The organism is Rhodococcus koreensis (assembly GCF_017068375.1).
GTDB lineage: Bacteria > Actinomycetota > Actinomycetes > Mycobacteriales > Mycobacteriaceae > Rhodococcus_F > Rhodococcus_F koreensis.
This window is the reverse complement of record NZ_CP070609.1, coordinates 1527436-1550544: the sequence shown is the minus strand read 5'-3', so window position 1 is coordinate 1550544 and position 23109 is coordinate 1527436. Positions and strand designations below refer to the sequence as shown.

19 protein-coding genes are annotated in these 23109 nt (G+C 68.3%); 14 read left to right on the top strand and 5 right to left on the bottom strand.

All coding sequences use genetic code 11. The annotated features are described in order from the left end of the window. The first annotated feature begins 42 nt into the window (after window positions 1–42). The 7 genes from JWS14_RS07180 to JWS14_RS07150 all read left to right on the top strand — a co-directional run bounded on the left by JWS14_RS07180 (window position 43) and on the right by JWS14_RS07150 (window position 11021). The gene (locus JWS14_RS07180) at window positions 43–2073 is read left to right on the top strand and encodes a bifunctional copper resistance protein CopD/cytochrome c oxidase assembly protein (RefSeq protein ID WP_095865123.1); all 2031 of its coding nucleotides are present in this window, start codon (window positions 43–45) and stop codon (window positions 2071–2073) included. Window positions 2074–2241: 168 nt separating this feature from the next. Continuing rightward, window positions 2242–2670, top strand: coding sequence for a single-stranded DNA-binding protein (locus tag JWS14_RS07175; protein WP_206012760.1), 429 nt, complete (start codon window positions 2242–2244; stop codon window positions 2668–2670). Window positions 2671–2803: 133 nt separating this feature from the next. Then, window positions 2804–4483 (top strand): energy-dependent translational throttle protein EttA, encoded by a 1680-nt coding sequence (ettA, locus tag JWS14_RS07170; protein ID WP_072947065.1) that lies wholly within the window; start codon window positions 2804–2806, stop codon window positions 4481–4483. A gap of 4 nt (window positions 4484–4487) precedes the next feature. Continuing rightward, window positions 4488–4910 (top strand): acyl-CoA thioesterase, encoded by a 423-nt coding sequence (locus JWS14_RS07165; protein WP_072947066.1) that lies wholly within the window; start codon window positions 4488–4490, stop codon window positions 4908–4910. Window positions 4911–5018: 108 nt separating this feature from the next. Then, window positions 5019–9920: an NAD-glutamate dehydrogenase gene (locus JWS14_RS07160; protein WP_206012759.1), complete on the top strand. Its 4902-nt coding sequence runs from the start codon at window positions 5019–5021 to the stop codon at window positions 9918–9920. Continuing rightward, a complete protein-coding gene (locus JWS14_RS07155) occupies window positions 9917–10342 on the top strand; it encodes an acyl-CoA thioesterase (protein ID WP_206012758.1) in 426 nt (141 codons plus the stop codon). Before JWS14_RS07160 ends, JWS14_RS07155 begins: the two co-directional genes overlap by 4 nt. Continuing rightward, on the top strand, window positions 10335–11021 hold the full coding sequence (locus JWS14_RS07150) for a DUF8010 domain-containing protein (RefSeq protein ID WP_206012757.1): 687 nt from the start codon (window positions 10335–10337) through the stop codon (window positions 11019–11021). Before JWS14_RS07155 ends, JWS14_RS07150 begins: the two co-directional genes overlap by 8 nt. A 33-nt stretch (window positions 11022–11054) precedes the next feature. On the opposite strand, the gene JWS14_RS07145 is transcribed toward JWS14_RS07150, so the two are convergent. Both JWS14_RS07145 and JWS14_RS07140 read right to left on the bottom strand, forming a co-directional pair. Next, the gene (locus JWS14_RS07145) at window positions 11055–12650 is read right to left on the bottom strand and encodes a glycoside hydrolase family 13 protein (protein ID WP_206012756.1); all 1596 of its coding nucleotides are present in this window, start codon (window positions 12648–12650) and stop codon (window positions 11055–11057) included. 67 nt (window positions 12651–12717) lie between these two features. After that, entirely contained in the window at window positions 12718–13113 is a 396-nt protein-coding gene (locus JWS14_RS07140; protein WP_043824253.1) for a globin, read from the bottom strand. A 140-nt stretch (window positions 13114–13253) separates the two neighbouring features. Here JWS14_RS07140 and JWS14_RS07135 point away from each other — a divergent pair, with 140 nt between their 5' ends. The 4 genes from JWS14_RS07135 to dinB all read left to right on the top strand — a co-directional run bounded on the left by JWS14_RS07135 (window position 13254) and on the right by dinB (window position 16080). Further along, a complete protein-coding gene (locus JWS14_RS07135) occupies window positions 13254–13925 on the top strand; it encodes an HNH endonuclease (RefSeq protein WP_167372212.1) in 672 nt (223 codons plus the stop codon). A gap of 75 nt (window positions 13926–14000) precedes the next feature. Further along, on the top strand, window positions 14001–14261 hold the full coding sequence (gene ctaJ / locus JWS14_RS07130) for an aa3-type cytochrome oxidase subunit CtaJ (protein WP_012688329.1): 261 nt from the start codon (window positions 14001–14003) through the stop codon (window positions 14259–14261). Continuing rightward, window positions 14248–14724, top strand: coding sequence for a DUF5130 domain-containing protein (locus JWS14_RS07125; protein WP_206012755.1), 477 nt, complete (start codon window positions 14248–14250; stop codon window positions 14722–14724). The genes ctaJ and JWS14_RS07125 overlap by 14 nt, the downstream gene beginning before the upstream one ends. Before the next feature lie 129 nt (window positions 14725–14853). Further along, window positions 14854–16080 carry a DNA polymerase IV gene (gene dinB / locus JWS14_RS07120; protein ID WP_072947072.1) on the top strand — a complete coding sequence of 409 codons (1227 nt, stop codon included), beginning with the start codon at window positions 14854–14856 and terminating at the stop codon, window positions 16078–16080. Window positions 16081–16101: 21 nt separating this feature from the next. On the opposite strand, the gene pepN is transcribed toward dinB, so the two are convergent. Both pepN and JWS14_RS07110 read right to left on the bottom strand, forming a co-directional pair. Next, on the bottom strand, window positions 16102–18705 hold the full coding sequence (gene pepN / locus JWS14_RS07115) for an aminopeptidase N (protein WP_206012754.1): 2604 nt from the start codon (window positions 18703–18705) through the stop codon (window positions 16102–16104). A gap of 72 nt (window positions 18706–18777) precedes the next feature. Next, on the bottom strand, window positions 18778–20013 hold the full coding sequence (locus JWS14_RS07110) for an NAD(P)/FAD-dependent oxidoreductase (RefSeq protein WP_072947074.1): 1236 nt from the start codon (window positions 20011–20013) through the stop codon (window positions 18778–18780). Window positions 20014–20140: 127 nt separating this feature from the next. Here JWS14_RS07110 and JWS14_RS07105 point away from each other — a divergent pair, with 127 nt between their 5' ends. Further along, complete coding sequence (locus JWS14_RS07105) at window positions 20141–20770, top strand: DsbA family oxidoreductase (protein ID WP_206012753.1); 630 nt, start codon at window positions 20141–20143, stop codon at window positions 20768–20770. A 12-nt stretch (window positions 20771–20782) separates the two neighbouring features. Here the strand turns inward: JWS14_RS07105 and JWS14_RS07100 are convergent, their stop codons facing one another. After that, the gene (locus JWS14_RS07100) at window positions 20783–21757 is read right to left on the bottom strand and encodes a M48 family metallopeptidase (protein WP_420855109.1); all 975 of its coding nucleotides are present in this window, start codon (window positions 21755–21757) and stop codon (window positions 20783–20785) included. 67 nt (window positions 21758–21824) lie between these two features. Here JWS14_RS07100 and JWS14_RS07095 point away from each other — a divergent pair, with 67 nt between their 5' ends. Then, complete coding sequence (locus tag JWS14_RS07095) at window positions 21825–22298, top strand: ribose-5-phosphate isomerase (protein ID WP_005248193.1); 474 nt, start codon at window positions 21825–21827, stop codon at window positions 22296–22298. Between the two features lie 6 nt (window positions 22299–22304). Then, window positions 22305–23102 carry an Fpg/Nei family DNA glycosylase gene (locus tag JWS14_RS07090; protein WP_206012751.1) on the top strand — a complete coding sequence of 266 codons (798 nt, stop codon included), beginning with the start codon at window positions 22305–22307 and terminating at the stop codon, window positions 23100–23102. Window positions 23103–23109: the final 7 nt, after the last annotated feature.

Here is a 23109-nt window from a genome sequence, read left to right as displayed (position 1 = left end):
CTCGCGTCTCCGACGGCCTGTCGTAGGTCCTACCCTTGATGTATGGCTACACCCCAGCTCGCGGCGTCCGACCCGGCTTCGAAACCCCCGAATCGTGCCGATTCGACCGCCCTGTTCGTCGTCGGCGGTCTCATCGCCGGCCTGGTAGCGGCAATCGTCGTCGGACTCTCCGCTGCTCAGGCGCTCGTGCTGCTGGGAATTCCGGATCCCGGACCGATCACCACCTACGGATTGCCCGCCATGCGGGCCGTGTCGGAGATCGCTGCCGTCATCACGATCGGATCGTTGCTGCTCGCCGCGTTCTTCGTGCCACCGCAGAAGTCCGGCGTCCTCGACGTGGACGGCTACCGCGCCGTCCGCACCGCGTCGTACGCCGCGATCGTGTGGGCGGCGACCGCCCTCGTCCTCGTCCCGTTGACGCTGTCGGACACGTCCGGGCAACCCTTCGCCGAAGCGGTCAAGCCGGCCAACATCTTCAATTCGATCGATCAGGTCGAACTCGCCGGCGCCTGGCGCTGGACCGCGATCATCGCCATCGTCCTCGCGATCGCCTCCCGGCTCGTGCTGCGCTGGTGGTGGACGCCGATCCTGCTGGTCGTCGGCATCCTCGGACTGATGCCGCTCGCGTTGACCGGGCACTCGTCCTCGGGCGGTTCGCACGACATGGCGACGAACAGCCTGATCCTGCACCTCGTGGCGGCCTCGCTGTGGGCGGGCGGTCTGTTCGCTCTCCTCGCCCACGCGCGTCGGCGCGGCGCCTACACCGACGTCGCGGCGCGCAGGTTCTCCGCGGTCGCGACCGTCTGCTTCGTCGTCATGGCGGTCAGCGGTGTCGTGAACGCTCTCGTCCGCGTCCAGATCGGCGACCTCGTCGACACCACGTACGGACGCCTGGTGGTCGCGAAGATCGTGGCCCTCGTCGTACTCGGTGTGTTCGGGTGGGCGCAGCGTCGCCGGGCGCTGCCCGCACTGCAGAAGGATCCGACGAAACGCGGCAACCTGATCCGCTTCGCCGGTGCGGAGGTCATGGTCTTCGCCGCGACGATCGGTCTCGCCGTGGGACTCGGCCGCACGCCCCCGCCGCCCCCGACCGCGGCGCCCACCCTCACGGAGGTGGAACTCGGCTACAACCTGGCGGGGCCGCCCACGTTCGCTCGCTTGATGCTGGACTGGCGATTCGACCTCCTCTACGGCACCGCCGCGATCGTGCTGGCCGTCGTGTACGCGCTCGGACTGCGCAAACTGCGGCGGCGCGGCGACCGCTGGCCCGTCGGCCGGACCGTCGCCTGGATGTGCGGGTGCGTGGTGCTGCTGATCGCCACGTCGTCGGGTGTCGGTCGCTACTCGCCGGCCGTGTTCAGCGTGCACATGGGCGCTCACATGGCGCTGTCCATGCTGGCGCCGGTTCTCCTGGTGCTCGGTGCCCCGATCACGCTCGCCCTGCGCGCCCTCGATCCCGCGGGCAAGAACGGTGTGCCGGGACTGCGCGAATGGATCCTGACCGCGCTGCACAGCCCGTTCTCCCGGTTCATCACGCACCCCGTCGTCGCGGCGGTGCTGTTCGTGGGCGGTTTCTACGCCCTGTACCTCGGCGGGATCTTCGAGGCCGCCGTCGACTCCCACTCCGCGCACGTCCTGATGAACCTGCACTTCCTGCTGAGCGGCTACCTCTTCTACTGGGTCGCGATCGGCATCGACCCGTCGCCGCGCAAGCTGCAACCGGTGACGAAGCTCGCGATGGTGTTCGGCTCCCTGCCGTTCCACGCCTTCTTCGGCGTCGCGCTGATGAGCATGGGCGCCGTGATGGGCGAGTGGTACTACCGATCGCTCGGACTCGGCTGGAACGCCGACCTGGTGGGTGACCAGCAACTGGGCGGCAGCATTGCCTGGGCCACCGGTGAGATCCCGCTGGTGCTGGTGATGATGGCGCTGCTCATCCAGTGGTCCCGCAGCGACGGCCGCACGGCGCGGCGGGTCGACCGGGCCGCGGACCGGGACGACGACGCGGATCTGGCCGCGCACAACGCGATGTTCGCGGAGTTGGCGCGACGGGACCGCGAGGCCGGGCGCTGACCGTTAGCACGCCGCCCCGACACGTTCGGGGCTCCCGGGGCCGTTTTCGCGGTTCCATCCACAACCGCTCGATTTCTCCACAGATGTCCGCTGCAGGCCGAAAACGGCGCCGCCGGACGGCACGCTGTGAGTGAAGGCACCTTGCCGCACTCACAGGGGGTAGACGTCATGTACGAAACACACGGCACCGTCGTCGGAACGGTCATCACCAGCCCGGTCGCCCGGTCGAACGCCGCCGGTGACGAGTTCCTCAGTTTCCGGATGGCGAGCACGGTCCGGCGCCGCGACCACGCGACGGGGGAGTGGCGTGACGGGAGCACGCTCTACCTCACGGTGACCTGCAGGCGACGGCTGATGGCCGGCGTCGTCGCCTCGATCACGAAGGGCGATCCCGTTCTCGTGACGGGCGAGTTGCGCGCCACCGAATACACCACCCGGGACGGCATCGCCCGCTCCGACCTGGAGTTGAGCGCCACCGCGATCGGACCGGATCTGGCCCGGTGCACGGTCGTGCTCGAGCGTGCGCCGAGAACGACCGACGGCGGTGCGGGGAACCCGGCGACCGAAGAGGTGGCCACCCGGTCCCTCGTCGCGTAGCGCACCTGCGGGTATCGGCGCCGACCTCGCGTTCCCGGCGCCGATGCCCACGGCATCTTCCCGGGAAGCCCCCGATCACGTCCCCGACCCTCCGCGATGTGGGTTCATCGCGCGTCACCATTAGGCTGGCCCCATGGCTGAGTTCATTTACACGATGAAGAAGGTGCGCAAGGCGCACGGTGACAAGGTCATCCTCGATGACGTCACGATGAGCTTCTACCCCGGCGCCAAGATCGGTGTGGTCGGCCCGAACGGCGCGGGTAAGTCCAGCATCCTCAAGATCATGGCGGGGCTGGATCAGCCGGGCAACGGTGAAGCGTTCATCGCTCCGGGTGCCACCGTCGGGATCCTCATGCAGGAACCGCACCTGGACGAGACGAAGACCGTTCGCGAGAACGTCGAAGAGGGCATGGGTGAAACCATGGTCCAGCTCAAGCGGTACAACGAGATCGCCGAGCTGATGGCCACCGACTACTCCGACGAGCTGATGGAGGAGATGGGCGAGCTCCAGGAGAAGCTCGACCATGCCGACGCGTGGGAGATCGATTCCCAGCTCGAGCAGGCGATGGACGCTCTGCGCTGTCCGCCGCCGGAGGACATGGTCACTCACCTCTCCGGTGGTGAGAAGCGCCGCGTCGCCCTCTGCAAGCTGCTGCTCAGCAAGCCCGACCTGCTGCTGCTCGACGAGCCGACCAACCACCTCGACGCGGAGAGCGTCCTGTGGCTGGAGCAGCACCTCGCCGCCTACCCGGGTGCGATCCTGGCCGTCACCCACGACCGGTACTTCCTCGACCACGTCGCCCAGTGGATCTGTGAGGTCGACCGCGGCCGCCTGTACCCGTACGAAGGCAACTACTCCACCTACCTGGAGCAGAAGGCCGCCCGGCTCGAGGTCCAGGGCAAGAAGGACCAGAAGCTGCAGAAGCGTCTCAAGGAGGAGCTGGCCTGGGTCCGTTCGGGAGCGAAGGCCCGACAGGCGAAGAACAAGGCCCGCCTCGACCGCTACGAGGAAATGGCCAACGAGGCCGAGAAGACCCGCAAGCTCGACTTCGACGAGATCCAGATTCCCGCGCCGCCGCGCCTCGGCGACGTCGTGGTGGAGGTGTCGAACCTCGACAAGGGCTTCGACGGACGGGTCCTGATCAAGGACCTGTCGTTCACCCTGCCGCGTAACGGCATCGTCGGCGTGATCGGACCCAACGGTGTCGGTAAGACGACGCTGTTCAAGACCGTCGTCGGGCTCGAGGAGCCGGACGCGGGCGAGGTGAAGATCGGTCAGACCGTCAAGCTCAGCTACGTCGACCAGAACCGCACGGGCATCGATCCCGACAAGACGGTGTGGGAGGTCGTCTCCGACGGTCTCGATCACATCGTGGTCGGCCAGACGGAGATGCCGTCGCGCGCCTACATCAGCTCGTTCGGGTTCAAGGGCCACGATCAGCAGAAGCCGGCGGGCGTCCTGTCCGGTGGTGAGCGCAACCGCCTGAACCTCGCGATGACGCTCAAGCAGGGCGGAAACCTGATCCTGCTCGACGAACCGACCAACGACCTCGACGTCGAAACCCTCGGTTCGCTGGAGAACGCGCTCGAACAGTTCCCCGGCTGCGCCGTCGTGATCTCCCACGACCGCTGGTTCCTCGACCGGACCTGCACGCACATCCTCGCGTGGGAGGGGGGCTTCGGCGACAACGAGGCGGCCTGGTACTGGTACGAGGGCAACTTCGAGGGCTACGAGGCCAACAAGGTCGAGCGGCTCGGACCGGATGCTGCCCGTCCGCACCGCGTGACGCACCGCAAGCTGACGAGGGACTGACCTGGTGGGGCAGCAGGCCTTCACGTACGAGATCCAGGTCCGGTGGGGTGACTCCGACCGCCTGGGTCACGTCAACAACACCCGCTTCATGGAGTACATGCAGGAAGCGCGGATCGCGTTCCTGACCACCGAGTTGCGCGCCGCCGGCGCGCAGCCCGGTGCGATGGTGGTGCGCAAGATGGACGTCGAATTCCTGCGTCCGGTCACCGACGCCTCCGGTCCGCTGACGATCGACGTGTCGGTGCTCCATGTCGGCAATTCGTCGTACACGATCCGGCACGTCGTCACGAGCCGCGACGGCGTCCACTGCGCGACGGGCGACGCCCTGCTGGTGGCGTTCGACGTGAAGACCGAACGGTCGCGTCCGCTGTCCGAGGCGGAACGCGACGGGCTCGAGAAGTACCTCGCGCCGGTGACCACCGGCTGACGGATCCGGCACGCGGGGTGCCCGAAGTTCACCCTCTGTTCCCATCGCCGCGGGCTAGTCTCGAGAGAGTTGCCCGCGGCGATCGGAACGAAGAGGAAGTGAGCCCCGATGACGGAATCGGCAGCACTGAAAGATGCGGAGTGGGCGCGGAATCTGCCCGAAGGTCTCCGGTCTCAGGTGCCGACTCTCGCAGCCGTGTACTTCCGGCACGTCGATCGCGGTGACAGCGAGAGCGCCGTCAACGGCGCCTCCGACGCAGTGCTCGGCGCGCACCTGACACTGGCGCTGCATCGGCCTCCGGAGCGCGCGATCACCCGGGTCTACCGGCCGGGCGACGGGCGCGAACTCGGTGCGTCGCTGCAGATCGTCACGGACGATATGCCGCTGCTCGTCGAATCGATCACCGCGCTGCTGAACCGTCTCGGCATCGGGATCAGCGAATTCGTGCACCCGATCGTCTCGGTGCGGCGTGATCCGATCGGCGCACTGCGCGGAATCCTCATGGGCGACAAGGCCAAGGATGCCGGCGAGGACGGTGTGTCCGAGTCGTGGATCCACGTCCAACTCGATCCGCGTGCCGACTCCGCGGTTCTCGACACGCTCGAGAAGGAGGTCGGCACCGTCCTCGCCGACGTGCGCCAGGTGGTCCGGGACACCGACATCATGCGCAAGCTCGAGCGGACGCTGGCCGACGAACTGGAGGCCTCCGCAACCTGTCCAGGTGTGTCGAAGAACGACCTGGAGGACTGCGCCGACCTGCTGCGGTGGATGTCGCAGGGCAATTACGCGGCGCTCGGGTACCGGCGATTCGAACTGGGGGAGCCGGACGATTCCGGCACCCGGAGCCTGCAGGTGGTGCCGGGCAGCGGTCTCGGGCTGCTGCGCTCCGACACGGTCACCGAAGGCCCGCTGAGTCTGCCGCCGGCCGCCGAGATCCCCGACCGCCCGCTGCTCGTGCTCACGCAGGGCTCGTTCCCCGCGACCGTGCACCGCTCGGTCTACCCGTTCTTCGTCGGTGTGAGCATCCTCGACGCGAACGGCAACATCACCGGTGAGCACCGCTTCCTCGGCGTCTTCACCGTCACGGCCCTGCACGAGAACGTCCTCGACATTCCCGTGATCGCCCGCCGGGTGCGCAAGGTGATCGACCGGGCCGGGTTCCAGTTGAACTCGTATTCGGGGCAGGCGATGCTGGAGGTAATCCAGTCGTTCCCGCGCACCGAACTGTTCTCCAGCGACGCGGACACCCTGTTCGACACGGTGACGGCCGTGCACAGCATCGGGCTCAGGCGCCAGGTGCGCCTGTTCGTGCGCGAGGACTTTCTCGGACGGTTCGTCTCCTGCCTGATCTACCTGCCCCGGGATCGGTACACCACCCGGGTCCGGCTCGCTATGCAGGACATCCTGCTGCGGGAATTCGGCGGCGGCACTTTGGAATACACTGCACGCGTCACGGAGTCCGATCTGGCGTTGCTGCACGTGACGATTCGCAAGAACACCGAACAGATGGGGTCGCGGCTCGACCTGTCGGACGCCGACCGCGAACGGGTCCAGGCGATGCTGGCCGAGGCGAGCCGCAGCTGGGACGACCACCTCGGGGACCTCCTGCCGGTCACCGCCGGTGTGGATCCCATTCTGGCGCAGCGGTATGCGGACGTGCTGCCCGAGGGATACAAGGAGGATTTCGACGCCACCCGCGCGTTGTCGGATCTCGCGAGGCTCGAGGCGCTCGAAGGCGGCTCCATCGACCTGCTGCTGTACCGCGACCGCGGGGCGGAGGTCGGGCACTGGCGGTTCACCCTGTACGTGGGCGGCGACGGTATTTCGCTGAGCCAGGTGCTCCCGGTGCTGCAGAGCCTGGGCGTGGAGGTCCTGGACGAACGGCCCTACCAGATTCCGCGGCCCGACGGGTTGACGTGCTGGATCTACGATTTCGGGTTGTCGGTGCCCGCGGAGTTGCTGCGCTCCTCGGTGGAGGACGACCTGGATGCCGAACTCGCCGCCGAGGAGGCATCCGCGGCCGAACCGAAGCTTCAGGAACGGTTCACGGACGCGTTCACCGCGGTCTGGTTCGGGCGGGCGGAGGCCGACCGGTTCAACGAACTGATCCTGCGGGCGGGAGTGTCGTGGCGGCAGGCCGTGATCCTGCGTGCATACGCAAAGTATCTGCGCCAGGCGGGTTTTCCCTACAGCCAGTTCCACATCGAGGGGGTTGCGCTGGCCAATCCCCGGTCGGCGTACACGCTCGTCGAGTTGTTCGAGGCGATGTTCGACCCGGAAACGCCCTCACCCGACCTGGTGGCCGAACTCGACACCCGTCTGCGGGAGTACATCGACTCCGTGGTCAGCCTCGACGCGGACCGCATCCTGCGCGGTCTGTTCGGGCTGATCAAGTCGACGCTGCGCACCAACTACTTCGTCACCGGCGAGACAGGGGAGCCGCCGGCGCATCTGTCGATCAAGCTCGATCCGACCTCGATCCAGGAACTGCCGAAGCCCCGGCCGAAGTACGAGATCTTCGTGTACTCACCCGACGTCGAGGGTGTGCACCTGCGGTTCGGGTCCGTCGCCCGTGGCGGATTGCGCTGGTCCGACCGGCGTGAGGACTTCCGCACCGAGATCCTGGGATTGGCGAAGGCGCAGGCCGTGAAGAACGCGGTGATCGTCCCGGTCGGGGCGAAGGGCGGCTTCGTCGTCAAGAATCCCCCGACGCCGTCGGGGGACGCGGCGGCCGACCGCGCCGCCGCGCTCGAGGCGGGCCAGGACTGCTACCGCACGTTCATCTCCGGGCTCCTGGATCTCACCGACAACGTCGATCAGGTGTCGGGCGAGATCGTGCCTCCTACCCGGGTGGTGCGGCGGGACGGCGACGACCGGTACCTCGTCGTGGCCGCGGACAAGGGCACCGCGAAATTCTCCGACCTCGCCAATTCGGTTGCCGAGCAGTACAACTTCTGGCTCGGCGACGCGTTCGCGTCCGGTGGGTCTGCCGGCTACGACCACAAGGGGATGGGCATCACCGCCCGCGGCGCCTGGGAGAGCGTGAAACGGCACTTCCGGGAGATGGGGGTCGACACCCAGACGGAGGACTTCACGACGGTCGGTGTCGGCGACATGAGCGGCGACGTGTTCGGGAACGGCATGCTCCTGAGCAGGCACATCCGGTTGGTGGCGGCGTTCGACCACCGGCACGTCTTCCTCGACCCCGATCCCGACGCCGCGACGTCGTTCGAGGAACGGTCCCGGATGTTCGCGCTGCCCCGGTCGTCGTGGGCCGACTACGACACCAGCCTCATCAGCGAGGGCGGCGGAGTGTGGGACCGGACCCGCAAATCGGTCCCGATCAGCGCGGCCGCGCGCGCCGCCCTCGGACTCGACGACACCGTCACCGAACTCTCCCCACCGGAACTGGTCCGGGCGATCCTGTGTGCCCCGGTGGATCTGCTGTGGAACGGCGGCATCGGCACGTATGTCAAGGCGTCCACCGAGACCAACGCGATGGTGGGCGACAAGAGCAACGACTCGGTGCGCGTCGACGGCAACGAGGTGCGGGCCAGGGTGGTCGGTGAGGGCGGCAACCTGGGGGTGACGGCGCTCGGCCGCATCGAGTACAGCCAGAACGGTGGCCGGATCAACACCGACGCGATCGACAATTCCGCGGGCGTGGACTGCTCCGATCACGAGGTGAACATCAAGATCCTGCTGGACTCGCTGGTGAGCAGCGGCGGGTTGACGCGGGAGGACCGCAATCCGCTGCTGGCGTCGATGACCGACGAGGTGGCCCACCTCGTTCTCGCGAACAACATCGCCCAGAACAACCTCCTAGGTGTCTCCCGGACGAGCGCGGTCCCGATGCTGAGCGTGCACCGCCGCCAGATCGAGCACCTAGCGTCCCGCCGCGGCCTCGACCGGAAACTCGAGGCCCTGCCCACCGAGGAGGAGATCGCCCGTCGCAGGCAGGCCGGGCAGGGGCTGACGTCCCCGGAACTCGCGACCCTCACCGCGCACGTGAAGCTTGCACTCAAGGACGACCTCCTCGCGACGGACCTTCCCGACAGCGAGACGTTCGCGCCGCGCCTGCCGCGGTACTTCCCGACGGTGCTACGCAAGCGGTTCCGGACGGCGATCAAGGCGCATCCCCTGCGCAGGCAGATCGTGGCGACGATGCTCGCGAACGAGACCATCGACAACGGCGGCATCACCTTCGCGTACCGACTGGCGGACGAGGCGGGCGCGAGCAGCACCGACGCCATCCGCGCGTATGCGGCGGTCACCGAGATCTTCGCCCTGCCCGACCTGTGGTCGAGGATCCGGTCGGCGAACATCGCCGCCGACATCGAGGACGACCTGATCCTCGAATCGGGCCGAGTTCTCGACCGGGCGTCGCGCTGGTTATTGACCAATCGGCCCCAGCCTCTCGCTGTGGGCGCCGAGATCGCCCGCTACTCGGCCGACTTCCGGGCCCTCTCGCCGAAGGTGCCGCAGCTCGTGCGGGGGCATCAGCTCACCGACGTGGAGCTGCGGGCGCGGCCGCTGGTCGTCCGCGGAGCGCCCGAAGACATGGCCTTCGAGGTGTTCCGGCTTCTGGACAAGTTCTGTCTGCTCGACATCATCGACATCGCCGACATCGCCGAGCGCGATATCGACGAGGTCGCCGAGCTGTACTACGAACTCGACGCGCACCTCGGCATCGACTGGCTGCTCAGCGCGGTGTCCACCCTCGCGCGCGGTGACCGCTGGCATTCGCTGGCCCGCCTCGCGTTGCGCGACGACCTCTACAGTTCGCTGCGTCAGCTCACGATGGAAGTGCTCCTCGGTGGCGAACCTCACGAGACCCCGCAGGAGAAGATCGACGACTGGGAGTCGACGAACGCGTCCCGGCTGGCCAGGGCGAGGTCCGCTCTCACCGAGATTTTCGAGTCTGGGACCCTTGACCTCGCGACGCTCTCGGTGGCGGCGCGTCAGGTACGCAGCATGGTGCGCGGTATGGGCACCCGATCGGAGGTATGACGTTGAGCGAGGGCTTTCACGCGGAGGTCGAAGTTCGATGGTCGGACATGGACGCCTTCCAGCACATCAACCACGCTCGGATGGTGACGCTGCTGGAGGAGGCGCGGATTCCCTGGCTGTTCGAGGACGATCGGCCCACGGTCACGTTGCGTGATGGCGCGGTCATCGCCGACCTGCACGTGCGCTACCGCGGGCAGCTCCGGCACAGCGATTCACCGCTGGACGTGCTGATGTGGGTCGAGAAGGTTCGCGCCGTCGATTTCACGATCAACTACGAGGTCCGCCCGAAGGGCGTCGACGTCTCGGTCGCGCCGTCCATCATCGCGTCGACGCAGATCGCGGCGTTCGACATCGACACTCAGCGCCTCCGCAGGATCACGGACGTCGAGCGCGGTTACCTGGAGAGCTGGCAGCGTGCATGAGCGCGTCCTGTCGATCCCGGACGCGACGGAGCGCGGCGATCTCGCCACCTTCCTCACCCGGGTGGTCCGGTTGGACGAGGCGACGGTGGTGCGTCTCCGCCAACGCGGACCCGGCCGTCTGACGGCCTGGGCGGCAACCGGTTTCGACGCGCTGGCGGTGCGCACGATCGCGGGGACGATCACCCCGGACGACACGTCGGCTGCCGGTGACCAACTGCTCGCCGCGCTCGAAGCGGCGACCGCAGCCGACATCGATCCGGGGTTCTCGATGGATTCGGCGTGGCGGGGCGCCCTGCCTCCGACGGTGGGTTTCGTCCACGTCGACGACGTTCCGGCGCGCGTCCTGGTCGACCTCGCACAGCGCGGTGCGGCGCTGGCGCAGGAGCACGGCAGCAGCCACGGCCCGCCCGCGTCACTGCTCGACCAGGAAGTCCTGCGGGTGGAGGGCGCGGGGCAGACGGTCGGCATCCCGATGCGGGTGGTGTTCGCGCTCACCGCGATGGGGTTCGTCCCGCACGCCGGCTCGGATCGGTTGACCGCCGACATCGACCTCGACCGCATCGACGCCTCGGAACTGGTCCGGGTGCGGGCCACCGCCTCGTGGCTGCGGGTGGACGCCCGGTTCGGGTCGATCTACCGACACCGCGGTGGGGGGATTCCGCTGTCGGTGGCCCGGTAGGCCGGGCGCACACCGCAACTGGGTGAGTCCGGGTCAGATGAGCCACGCAGCCGCGTTCGGCGGAAGCTGCCCCTCAACGAGCGGCGCGCTGCTGAGCAGCACCTCGCCGGGCGGCAGCGAGATCGGCGCCTCGGTGGCGTTCAGGGCACAGATCAGACCACCGCGCCTGCGGAAGGCGAAGCAGCCCTCGGGACTGCCGTACCAGTCGACTCCGGGACCGGAGAACTCCGGACGGAACGAGCGCAGTTCGAGTGCCGCCCGGTACAGCGAGAGCGTCGACGTGACGTCCTCGAGTTGCGCCTCGACGGTCAGGCCGGCCCACTCGGCGGGCATCGGCAGCCAGGGCTCGCCCGTGCTGAACCCGAACGGCGGTTCGGTGCCCTCCCACGGAACGGGCACCCGGCATCCGTCGCGGCCCCGTTCGGTGTGACCGGACCGTTCCCACACCGGGTCCTGCAACGCCGAATCGGGCAGGACGACGTTGGGCAGGCCGAGTTCGGCGCCGTTGTACAGGAACGCCGCACCCGGCAGCGCCAGTTCGACGAGGATCATGGCCCGGGCGCGTGCGGTGCCGATCTCGCCGCCGCCGTACCGGGTGACCTCCCGTTCGACATCGTGGTTCGACAGGGTCCAGGTGGGGGTTCCGCCGACCTGGTCGACGGCGGTCAGGGAGTTCTCGATCGCCTCCCGGACCGTCTCCGCCGAGAACTCGGCCTCCGCCAGCCGGAAGTTGAACCCGAGGTGCAGTTCGTCGGGCCGGATGTACTCGCCGAAGCGTTCGTTGTCGCGGACCCAGATCTCCCCGACGGCCGCCGTGCCCGGGTACTCGTCGAGGATCTTGCGGATGCCGCGGTGGATGTCGTGGACTGCGGGGTTGTCGAACCGCGGGTCGTCGTCCGAGTTGTGCAGCAGTTCGTTGGCGGACCAGTCGTGATCCGGCAGACCTTCCGGCTTCGCCATGCCGTGCGCGACGTCGATGCGGAATCCGTCGATACCCCGGTCGAGCCAGAACCGGAGCGTCTTCGTGAGATCCTCGACGACCTCCGGGTTGTCCCAGTTCAGGTCGGGTTGCTCCGCTGCGAAGATGTGCAGGTACCACTGGCCGGGCGTGCCGTCGGCCTCGGTGATCCGGGTCCACGCCGGACCGCCGAAGATGCTCGGCCAGTTGTTCGGCGGCTCCGCGCCGTTCTCGCCGCGGCCGTCGCGGAAGATGTACCGGTTGCGTTCCGGACTGCCCGGCGGCGACGCCACGGCGGCGCGGAACCAGTCGTGCTCGACGCTGGTGTGATTGGGCACCAGGTCCATCGTCACCTTGATCTGGCGCGCGTGCGCCGCCTCGATCAGGTCGTCCATGACCTCGAGGTCGCCGAACAACGGGTCGATGTCGCGGGGATCGGACACGTCGTAGCCGTGATCGGCCATCGGGGAACGCATGACCGGGCTCAGCCAGAGGGCATCGACGCCGAGCAGTTCGAGGTAGCCGAGTTTGTCCCGCACTCCCTGGAGATCGCCGACGCCGTCACCGTTCGCGTCGGCGAACGAGCGGGGATAGACCTGGTAGAAGACGGCGTCGGACCACCAGGGTGCCGGCTGTGTGTCGTCGGCGGATGTTTCGGCGGGAGTGCTCACAATCGCCCATCGTGCCAAACGATCGTCCCCGCCACGACTCGACCGGCGTAATCGGCGCGCGTCGGCTTCAGAAGGCGGAGTTCACCATCGACGCCGCGGCCATGTCCATGTACTCCCGGAGAGCCTTGCGATGCGCGTCGTCGAGGGTCCCGGAATCGATCGACGCGATCGCCGTGTGCATGCACCGCAGCCACGCGTCGCGCTCGATCGGGCCGATCTTGAACGGGTGGTGACGCATCCGCAGTCGCGGGTGGCCGCGCTCGTCCGAATAGGTGTGCGGTCCGCCCCAGTACTGCTCGAGGAACATCCGCATCCGGCGCTCGGCCGGACCCAGATCTTCCTCGGGGTAGAGGGGCCGGACGATGTCGTCCTTGGCGACTTCCTCGTAGAAGCGCGCGGTGAGCTTGCGGAACGTCTCCGCTCCGCCCACCGCCTCATAGAAGGTCTGCTGCACGTCAGTCATGGCGTCTTCCATTGTGCACGTGCGGGCGGGAACCGTCTTCGTCACCGTCTGTTCACCGAATGTCCTGCATTTTTGTGGGAAATGGGCGTGCGCACGCAGGCAATTCATGGTGCACTTGGTGGCAATCTCCCGGAGGTCGCATGAAGAATCGACACAGCGCCCGCGCGCACCGACAACTCGTGCCCACTGATGCCCGGAGTGCCGGGGTTTCAGGGGCGTTTGCTTTACAAGTGATCACCGAAGGCTCCGCGCACAGCGCCGAGCCTTCTTTCCCGGGCGAGAATGCGGTTCCGCTCTGGATCAAGCGCCGGGTGCTTCTCCTGAACGTCACCTACGAGCCGCTCACCGCCCTTCCTGCCCGCCGTGCCGTGGTGTTGATGACCTGCGGTAAGGCCGACACCGTCCACGAGGATCCCCAGGCCCCGGTAGTCCACTCCGAGCAGTGGTCCGTTCAGGTGCCGTCCGTGATCCGCCTCCGGAACTACGTCCGCGTCCCGTATCGCGCGCGCGTTCCGATGACCCGCGCGGCCCTCATGCACCGCGACCGGTTCCGCTGCGCCTACTGCGGGTCCAAGGCCGAGACGGTCGATCACGTGGTTCCGCGCAGTCGTGGCGGCGAGCATTCGTGGGAGAACTGCGTGGCCTGCTGCGCGCCCTGCAACCATCGCAAGGCGGACAAGTTGCTGAGCGAACTCGGCTGGACGCTCCGGGCCTCTCTGGTGCCGCCGTCGGGCCCGCATTGGCGACTGCTGGCGTCGACGAAGGACCTGCACCCGTCGTGGATGCCCTACCTCGGTGAAGGCGCCGCCTGAGCGTTCCGCGCGACCCCTCCGCGAAGTTCGGCCCTGACGCTTCCCTTCGCACGGTTCTGGGCTACCGTTTGCGTTGTGAGCATTCTTGAGACAGTGCTGATATTCGTAGGAATTCCGGCGTTGATCACCGCCTTCTTCGCGGCGATGTCGTTCGTCGGCAAGAAGACGCCGGGCCCCGTGCCGCCCGCGTTCCACCTCGGCGAGGAATGGACGCATGCGCCGGTGCTGTGGAGCGCCGTCGACGAGGTGACCACGCACGGTCATCACGGCGGGCACCACGGCGCGCACGCCGGTTCGGAAGACCTGATTGGAGGCTCGGCAAGTGGCAAGTGGTGACCTGATCCCCGCGACCGTATCCGCGGACAATCTGCCCGTCGGCAGCGTCGTGACCGCCAGCGGTCGCATCTCGGGCGTGCACCGCGTCGGTGAGCCCTTCACCGACGACCTGCCGTTCACGACGGACGAACTCGTCCGCCTCGACGATGCCCTCACCGAAGGCACCCGCAAGACGAAGGTGCGCTTCAACGCGTACGTCGGCGACCTCGGCGAGAACACCGCGGCCGGCGCCGATGCGCTCTTCCCGACGACTCCCGAGGCGGAACGGTCCGTCCTCATCGCGGTCTCGCCCAACCAGCGGACGGTCGAGATCCGCAGCGGCCGGGCCGTGGCCGACCAGGTCACCGACCGGGTCGCCCAGCTCGGGGCGACGGCAGCGGTGTCGTCGTTCGGCGACGGAGACCTCATCGACGGTCTCGTCAGCGCCATTCGCGTGATGAGCGCGGCGATCGCCTCGCCGTAGATCCGCACAGATCGGCTTCCGCACGGCCCGTCACCGTTCAGTCCCGCTGAACTGTGACGGGCCGTCGGTGTCTCGGCGGCCGAGGGGGCTGAACCGTCCTCGACTTCTGTCGGTGGTCGATGCGAACATATGTTCGTGTCCGATTCGCCGCGCCCGCGCATCTCGAGTGGCGCCGAGGCGACCATCCTGCACGCCGACCTCGACGCGTTCTACGCCTCGGTGGAGCAACGGGACGACCCCGCACTGCGGGGTCGTCCGGTGATCGTCGGCGGTGGTGTCGTGCTGGCTGCGAGCTACGAGGCGAAGGCGTACGGGGTGCGCACGGCCAGTAGCGGTGCGCAGGCGTTGCGCCTGTGTCCGCACGCCGTCGTGGTGCGCCCGCGGATGTCGGCGTACGCGGCGGCGAGCAAGGCCGTGTTCGAGGTCTTCGGGCACACGACACCGCTGGTCGAGGGTCTGTCGATCGACGAGGCGTTCCTCGACGTCGCGGGTCTGCGCAAGATCGCGGGCACACCGGTCGACATCGCGGCGCGACTGCGCCGCGACGTGCGCGAGCAGGTGGGTCTGCCGATCACCGTCGGCGTCGCGAGAACGAAGTTCCTCGCCAAGGTCGCAAGCGCGGTGGGTAAGCCCGACGGACTGCTGCACGTGCCGCCGGACGGCGAGATCGAATTCCTCCACCCGCTGCCGGTCGAACGGCTGTGGGGAGTCGGGGCGGTGACGTCGCGCAAGCTCCGCGACGCCGGGATTGCCACCGTCGGCCGGCTGGCCCACTATCCGGAAGAGTTGCTCGTGTCCATCGTCGGACCGGCTGCGGGCCACCACCTCCACGCGCTCGCCTGGGCGCGGGATCCCCGTCCCGTGCAGGTGGGACGCAGACGGAGATCCGTCGGCGCCCAGCACGCCCTGGGGCGCAGACCCACGTCGAGGGAGGACGTGGACGCCGCCCTGGTGACGCTGGTCGACCGGGTGACGGGCCGGCTGCGCCGCGGCAGGCGGGTGGGGCGCACGGTGGTGCTGCGGCTGCGGTTCGACGACTTCACCCGTGCCACCCGGTCGCACACCCTGGCGCAGCCGTCGGCGCAGACGCAAACGATCCTCACCACGGCCCGGGGCCTGCTCGGCAACGCGATGCCGATGATCGAGAGCAAGGGCATCACCCTCGTCGGCGTCGCGGTGGCCAACCTCGAGGACGACTGCCCGCAGCAACTGGCGCTGCCGTTCGATCCCTACACGCGCAGCACGCTCGACACCACGCTCGACAGCCTCCGCGACCGGTTCGGCTCCTCGGCGGTAACCCGCGCGGTCCTGTTGGGCCGGGATCAGGGGGTGAGCGTGCCGATCCTGCCGGACTAGGCCGGCAGGATCGGCCACCGATCAGCTCGCGTCGAACTTCCGGGCCGCGAGCGAACGGACGATTCCCGCGCGGCCCTCGACCACCAGGCGGCGCAGGGCCGGCGGACGGTCGCCGGCCAGGAACTCGTCGGCCGCCGCCACGGACTCCTCGCTGATCGACCACGACGGGTACAGGCCCACCACCACGGTCTGTGCGACCTCGCTCGAACGCCGCTCCCACACCGCGGGAATGTCCGCGAAGTAGCGGGCGACGTACGGCTCGAGGATGTCGGACTGACCGTGACCGGCGAACGCGCCGATGATCGAGCGGGCGGTGATGTTCGGCACGGAGTCGTCGCCGACTACCCGGTTCCAGGCCTGTTCCTTCACCGCGGCCTGCGGGCGGACGGTGGCCGCGGCGGCGGCGTTGCGGGCCCCTGCCGCGGTCGGGTCGCGTTCGGCTTCGGCGTCGATGAACGGCGTCTCGATGCCGTCGGCGTCGATCTCACCGGCCCCGGCGAGGGCGGTGACGAGACGCCAGCGCAGATCCGTGTCGACGACGAGCCCCGGCAGCCCGACCGTTTCCGGTGCGGCGTCCAGCAGTTCCTGCAGGACCTCGGTGTGCCACGGCGACAGCTGCGCGCCCGCCAGCGCGTTGACGAACGCCAGCTGGTGATCCGACCCGGCCTCGGCTTCCCGCGCCAGTTCGAGCAGGCGGTTCGCGAAGTCGGGCCAGCCGTGTTCCTTGGACCACCCGGGTTCGGCGTAGCTGTGCAGCGCGGTCTGGGCCTGCATCAGCAGTCGCTGGACCACGCCGACCTCGGTTTCGGCGCCGATGCCGCGCTGTACGAGGGCAACGAAGTCCCGCGCCTTGAGTTCTGCCTGCCGCGTCATCTCCCACGCCGCCGACCACACCAGGGTGCGGGGGAGCGGCTCCTCGATGTCGCCGATCCGCTCGATGGCGGCGGCCAGCGAGTCGGGGTCGAGCCGCAGCGAGCAGTACGTGAGGTCGTCGTCGTTGACGAGGATCAGCTGACCGCGTTCGACACCGACGAGTTCGGTGACGTCGGTGCGTTCGGTGGCGTCGACGTCGAGTTCCACCCGCTTCGTGCGGACGAGTTTGCCGTCCCGGTCGTCGTACACGCCGACCGCGATGCGGTGCACCCGGTGCTCACCGGCACCCGGTGCGGCGCCGGACTGCAGAACGGTGAACCGGGTGAACTTCCCGTCCGCGTCGACGTCGAACTCGGGACGCAGGATGTTGAGCCCGGTCGTCTTGAGCCACTGGGTGCCCCAGTCGGACAGGTCGCGGCCCGAGGACTTCTCGAGTGCGCCGAGGAGGTCGTCGAACGTGGCGTTGTCGAAGGCGTGGTCGCGGAAGTAGTCCCGCAGACCGGACAGGAAGGGGTCGAGCCCGACGTACGCGACGAGCTGCTTGAGGACGGAGGCGCCCTTCGCGTACGTGATGCCGTCGAAGTTCACCTCGACCGCGGCGAGGTCCGGGATGTCGGCGGCGATGGGGTGGGTGGACGGCAGCTGATCCTGCCGGTAGGCCCAGGACTTCTCGACGTTGGCGAACGTGGTCCAGGCGTTGGTGTATTCGGTGGCCTCGCTCTGGCACAGCACGGAGGCGAATGTCGCGAACGACTCGTTGAGCCACAGGTCGTCCCACCAGCGCATGGTGACGAGGTCGCCGAACCACATGTGCGCCATCTCGTGCAGCACGGTCTCGGCGCGCCGCTCGTACGACGCCCGCGTCACCTTGGACCGGAAGACGTAGTCCTCGAGGAACGTCACGGCGCCGGCGTTCTCCATTGCGCCCGCGTTGAATTCGGGGACGAACAGCTGGTCGTACTTCCCGAACGCGTAGGGGGTGCCGAAGTTGCGGTGGTAGAAGTCGAAGCCCTGCTTGGTTTCCGTGAACAGGCGCTCGGCGTCCATGTGCTGCCCGAGGGAGGCGCGGCAGTAGATCGCGAGGGGGATGTCGCCGTGCTCGTCGGAGTAGTTGTCGGTCCACTCCGCGTACGGGCCCGCGATCAGCGCGACGAGGTAGGTGCTCATCTTCGGTGTGGTGCGGAAGATGTGCCTGCCGGGTTCGGCCGCCACCGTCTCGACGGTCGCGGAGTTGGAGATCACCTTCCAGTCGGCGGGGGACGTGACGTGCACGTCGAAAGTCGCCTTCAGGTCGGGCTGGTCGAAGCAGGCGAACATGCGCTTGGCGTCGGCCGTCTCGAACTGCGAGTACAGGTAGACGGCGTCGTCGGTCGGGTCCACGAAGCGGTGCAGACCTTCGCCGGTGTGCGAGTACGCGCAGTCCGCCTCGACCACCAGTTCGTTGCGTTCCGCAAGACCGGTGAGCGTGATGCCGGTGGACTCGTCGTAATCCGCGACGTCGACGGGGGAGCCGTTCAGCGTTGCCGAATGCACACGCGTAGCGACGATGTCGACGAACGTGGACGCGCCGGGGGTGGCCCCGAACGTGACGGTGGTCCGCGAGGAGAACGTCTCGACTCCGGGCTGAATTGTCGTCCCGACTCCGGGCTGACCTGTCCCGTCGGTGAGGTCGAGTTCGATCAGGTAGTTGTCGACGGTCAGCAGTCCGGCTCGTTCGGCTGCCTGTTCGCGGGTCAGGTTCGGTGGGGCCACAGAGGTCTCCTCGTGATCGGCGGCGGTGCTCGTACTCGATGCTGCCATCCCATCACGAGTGGGCCCGGGGCGTTAACCGGACAGGTCGGTCAACGGCACCGCGGGGTCGGCCAGCCGGTCGGGATCGACCGGGGCGGCGGAGGACACCAGTTGCTTGATCTGATCGGTGGCGTCCCAGATGTTGACGTTCATGCCGGCGAGGACGTGGTTGTCCGCGTCGAGCCAGAACGCGAGGAACTCCCGTCCGGGAAGGTTGCCGCGCACCACAACCCGCTCGTACCCGTCGGACGGCGCGTACCCGGTGTACTCCATGCCCAGGTCGAACTGGTCGGTGAAGAAGTACGGCAGCCGGGTGTATTCGGCCTCCTGGCCGAGCATGGTCGCGGCGGCGACCGCCGGCTGGTTGAGGGCGTTCGCCCAGTGCTCGACGCGGATCCGGGTGCCGAGTTGCGGATGCAGTTGCGCCGCGATGTCGCCGACCGCGACGACGTCGGGGTCACTGGTCTGCAATCCGGCGTCGACGAGAACTCCGCCGTCGACGTCGAGCCCGGCCCGTTCCGCGATCTCGACGTTGGGCGCGGCGCCGACGGCGACGAGGACCGCGTCGGCGGGCAGGACCGTCCCGTCGCCGAGTCGTACGCCGGTGGCCTTGCCGTCCTCGACGACGATCTGATCGACCGTGGCGCCGAGATGCAGCTGAACACCGTGCTCGCGGTGCAGTTCCGCGAACACGGTGCCCATCTCGGGGCCGAGCGAGCCGAGGAGCGGGAGTTCGGCGGCTTCCACGACCGTCACGTCGGCGCCCTTCTCCCGGGCGGAGGCTCCCACTTCGAGACCGATCCAGCCGGCGCCGATCACCACGAGCCGCCTGCCATCGCCGACCGCGGCGATCAACCGGTCCGATTCGTCGACAGTGCGCAGGTAGTGGACGCCTTCGGCGTCGGAACCGGTGATCGGTGGGCGGCGTGAGCGCGAACCCGTGGCCAGCGCGAGCTTGTCGTACCCGAGCGTGGAACCGTCCGGCAGCGTCACCGTGTGGGCGCCGAGGTCGAGGGCGGTGGCGGTGGTGCCGTACCGCAGGTCCACGTGATGGTCGCGGTACCAGTCGCCGTGGTGGACGGTGAAGTCGCCGAGAGCCTTCTTTCCGGCGAAGTGTTCCTTCGAGAGCGGGGGTCGCTCGTAGGGGAGGTGTTCCTCCTCCGAGAGGAGAATGATCGATCCGTCGAAATCCTTGTCACGCAATGCTTCTGCCGTTTTCGCTCCGGCGAGGCCACCGCCGACGACGACGAACGTGCGAGTGGAGGACATGTGAAGATGCTCCCTTCCGGTCGACCACTTCCGACCCTACTGCCGTCGGCGGGGTCTCCGGGAAGGATTCCCGGCAGCGAGGTGTTGACTGGACGGGAATGTGTACATCACCGAGAAGGAGCATCACGTGAGTGCTGGGACGAACACCGGGACCACCAAGGACGTCGCTGATTTCTGGTTCGACCCCCTCTGCCCGTGGTGCTGGATCACGTCGCGATGGATCCTCGAGGCCACACAGGTGCGGGACCTGGAGGCGAACTTCCACGTGATGAGCCTGGCCGTGCTCAACGAGGGCCGGGATCTGCCGGACGAATACCGCGAGCTGATGACCAAGGCCTGGGGGTCGGTGCGGGTGCTGATCGCGGCAGCACAGAAGCACGGCGACGAGATCCTGCTGCCCCTGTACACCGCGATGGGCACGCTCATCCACAACGAGGGCAACAAGGACCTGGGCGACGTGATCGTCAAGTCGCTCGCCGACGTGGGGCTGCCGGCCGAACTGGCCGACGCCGCCGAATCCGACGAGTACGACGCCGCGCTGCGGGAGAGCCACGCCGCGGGCATGGACGCCGTCGGACCGGACGTCGGAACCCCGACCATCCACGTCAACGGTGTCGCCTTCTTCGGCCCGGTGCTGTCGCGGATTCCGCGCGGGGAGGACGCGGGCAAGGTGTGGGACGGCGCGGTGGCGCTCGCCGGCTACCCGCACTTCTTCGAGCTCAAGCGCACCCGCAACGAGGACCCTCAGTTCGACTGAGTCGCGTCCCGGTCACCGAGTGACGGGCCCGGCCGGGTCGCCCGCGTACTGCAGTTGCAGCGGATCGCGGTAGATCTGGCCGGGTTTGACGAACAGGTGGCCGTGCCGGGTCCGGTTCCGCAGGGCGGCGGCGCGCCAGGTCAGCACCGGATGTCCCGACAGCAGATTCACGAACCACGGGAAGAACCCGCGTTCGGTGGTGGCCCGGTCGGCGAGTTCGTCGAATCCGACGACGCTCACCAGATACTTGCCCGCGCCGAGCACACCCATCGCGCCGCGGGCGCCCTGGGGCCGCACGCAGAAGCCGTGATTGTCGGCGGTGTATTCCATCGACCGGAACAGGGCGGACCCGACGACGGGAATGTAGTTGGCGGCGAACTGTCCTAGTTGCCGCCAGTACGAGGCATGGCCGGCGGCGATGTGCCCGACCTCGTGGCCGATGATGAAGGCGAGGGCGTCGGGCTCGCGGGCCTCGCCGCCGATCTCGAACAGATCGCTGTACACGACGACGAAGCGGCGGAAGCCGTGCCCGGACGCGAATGCGTTGATCCGGCCGTTCCCGAGGACGACGTACGCGTCGGGCGGCTCGGCCATCCCGAACCGTGCGGCCGCTTCCGCCACCATCCGGTAGCCGTCGGGGAACTGGGTGGGCGTCATCTTGATCCCGTTCACCTGCTGCGAGCCGTACAGCTGGCCGCGGCCGACGGCGATGAGGATCGGCGCGACCAGCACGATGAGCACCCAGGTGGACACCACCCCGAGGAACAGCGCCGCGATAGCCGCCACGTAGGCGACGACGGTGAGCACGACCGCGGCCACGAGCAGCGGGATCTCCCACGAGTGCCGGGCGGGCCTGTCGTTCGGCATGAGGCCCGGCAACGGGGCCGGGGGATTCCATCCCGTCCCGCCGCCCCACTGCTGCTGCGCGGGGGCCTGCCGATGTCCCGGATACGCCTGTCCCCAGTTCTGTCCGTTGTCGGGATACATGCTGATCACGATAAGCGTCCCGGGGCCCCGGCACGATTCGCGAGGACGCCTGACAGAATCACCAGTCATGCGCGTATACCTGGGTGCCGACCATGCCGGATTCGAACGTAAGAACGAGATCATCGAACATCTGAAAGCCGCAGGCCACGAGACCGTCGACTGCGGTGCTCACGTCTACGACGCCCTCGACGACTACCCCGCCTTCTGCATCGAGACGGCACGTCGTGTCGTCGCGGACGAGGGCAGCCTCGGCATCGTGCTGGGCGGCAGCGGCAACGGCGAGCAGATCGCGGCGAACAAGGTGAAGGGTGCGCGCTGCGCCCTGGCATGGAGCGTCGAGACCGCGCAGCTGGCCCGACAGCACAACAACGCTCAGCTGATCGGACTCGGCGGGCGCATGCACTCCCTCGAGGAGTCCCTCGCGATCGTGGACGCGTTCCTCGCCGCCGAGTGGTCGAACGAGGAGCGCCACCAGCGCCGTATCGACATCCTGTCCGAGTTCGAGAAGACCGGTGTCGCGCCGGCCCTGCCCGAGGCCTGATCGTCCTTGCCCGAAGGTCACACCCTGCACCGGCTGGCCCGGCTACACCAACGCCGGTTCGCCGGTTCGCCGGTGCGGGTGCTGAGCCCGCAGGGCCGATTCTCCGAGGACGCGGCCCTCGTTGACGGCCGCGTCCTCGTCAAGTCCGAGGCCTGGGGTAAACACCTGTGGCATCACTACGAGTCCGGGCTGGTCGTGCACGTCCACCTGGGCCTGTACGGAGCGTTCACCGAAGCGGCCGTTCCCATGGAACCGCCGGTCGGGCAGGTCCGGATGCGGATGGTCGGCGCCGAATTCGGCACCGACCTGCGCGGCCCGACGGCGTGTGAGGTTCTCCACCCGCCGCAGGTCGCCGCCATCGAGGCGCGACTCGGACCGGACCCTCTGCGCAAGGACGCCGACCCCGACAAGGCGTGGAAACGCATCTCGGCGTCGAAGACCCCGATCGGGGCGCTGCTCATGGATCAGGCCGTGATCGCGGGCGTCGGCAACGTGTACCGGGCGGAGGTCCTGTTCCGGCGCGGGATCGACCCGGACAGGCCCGGCCGCGGACTGTCCCGCGACGAGTGGGACGCGCTGTGGGCCGACCTCGTCGCCCTCATGAAGGTCGGTGTCCGCCGCGGCAAGATGCACGTCATCCGCCCCGAGGACGATCACGGGGATCCGGCATACGCGAAGGACCGCCCCCGGACGTACGTCTACCGGCGGGCGGGATCGCCGTGCCGCATCTGCGGCACACCGGTGGCCCACTCGGTCATGAAGGGCCGCAACCTCTTCTGGTGCCCGAGCTGCCAGCCGTCCTGACGGCCGC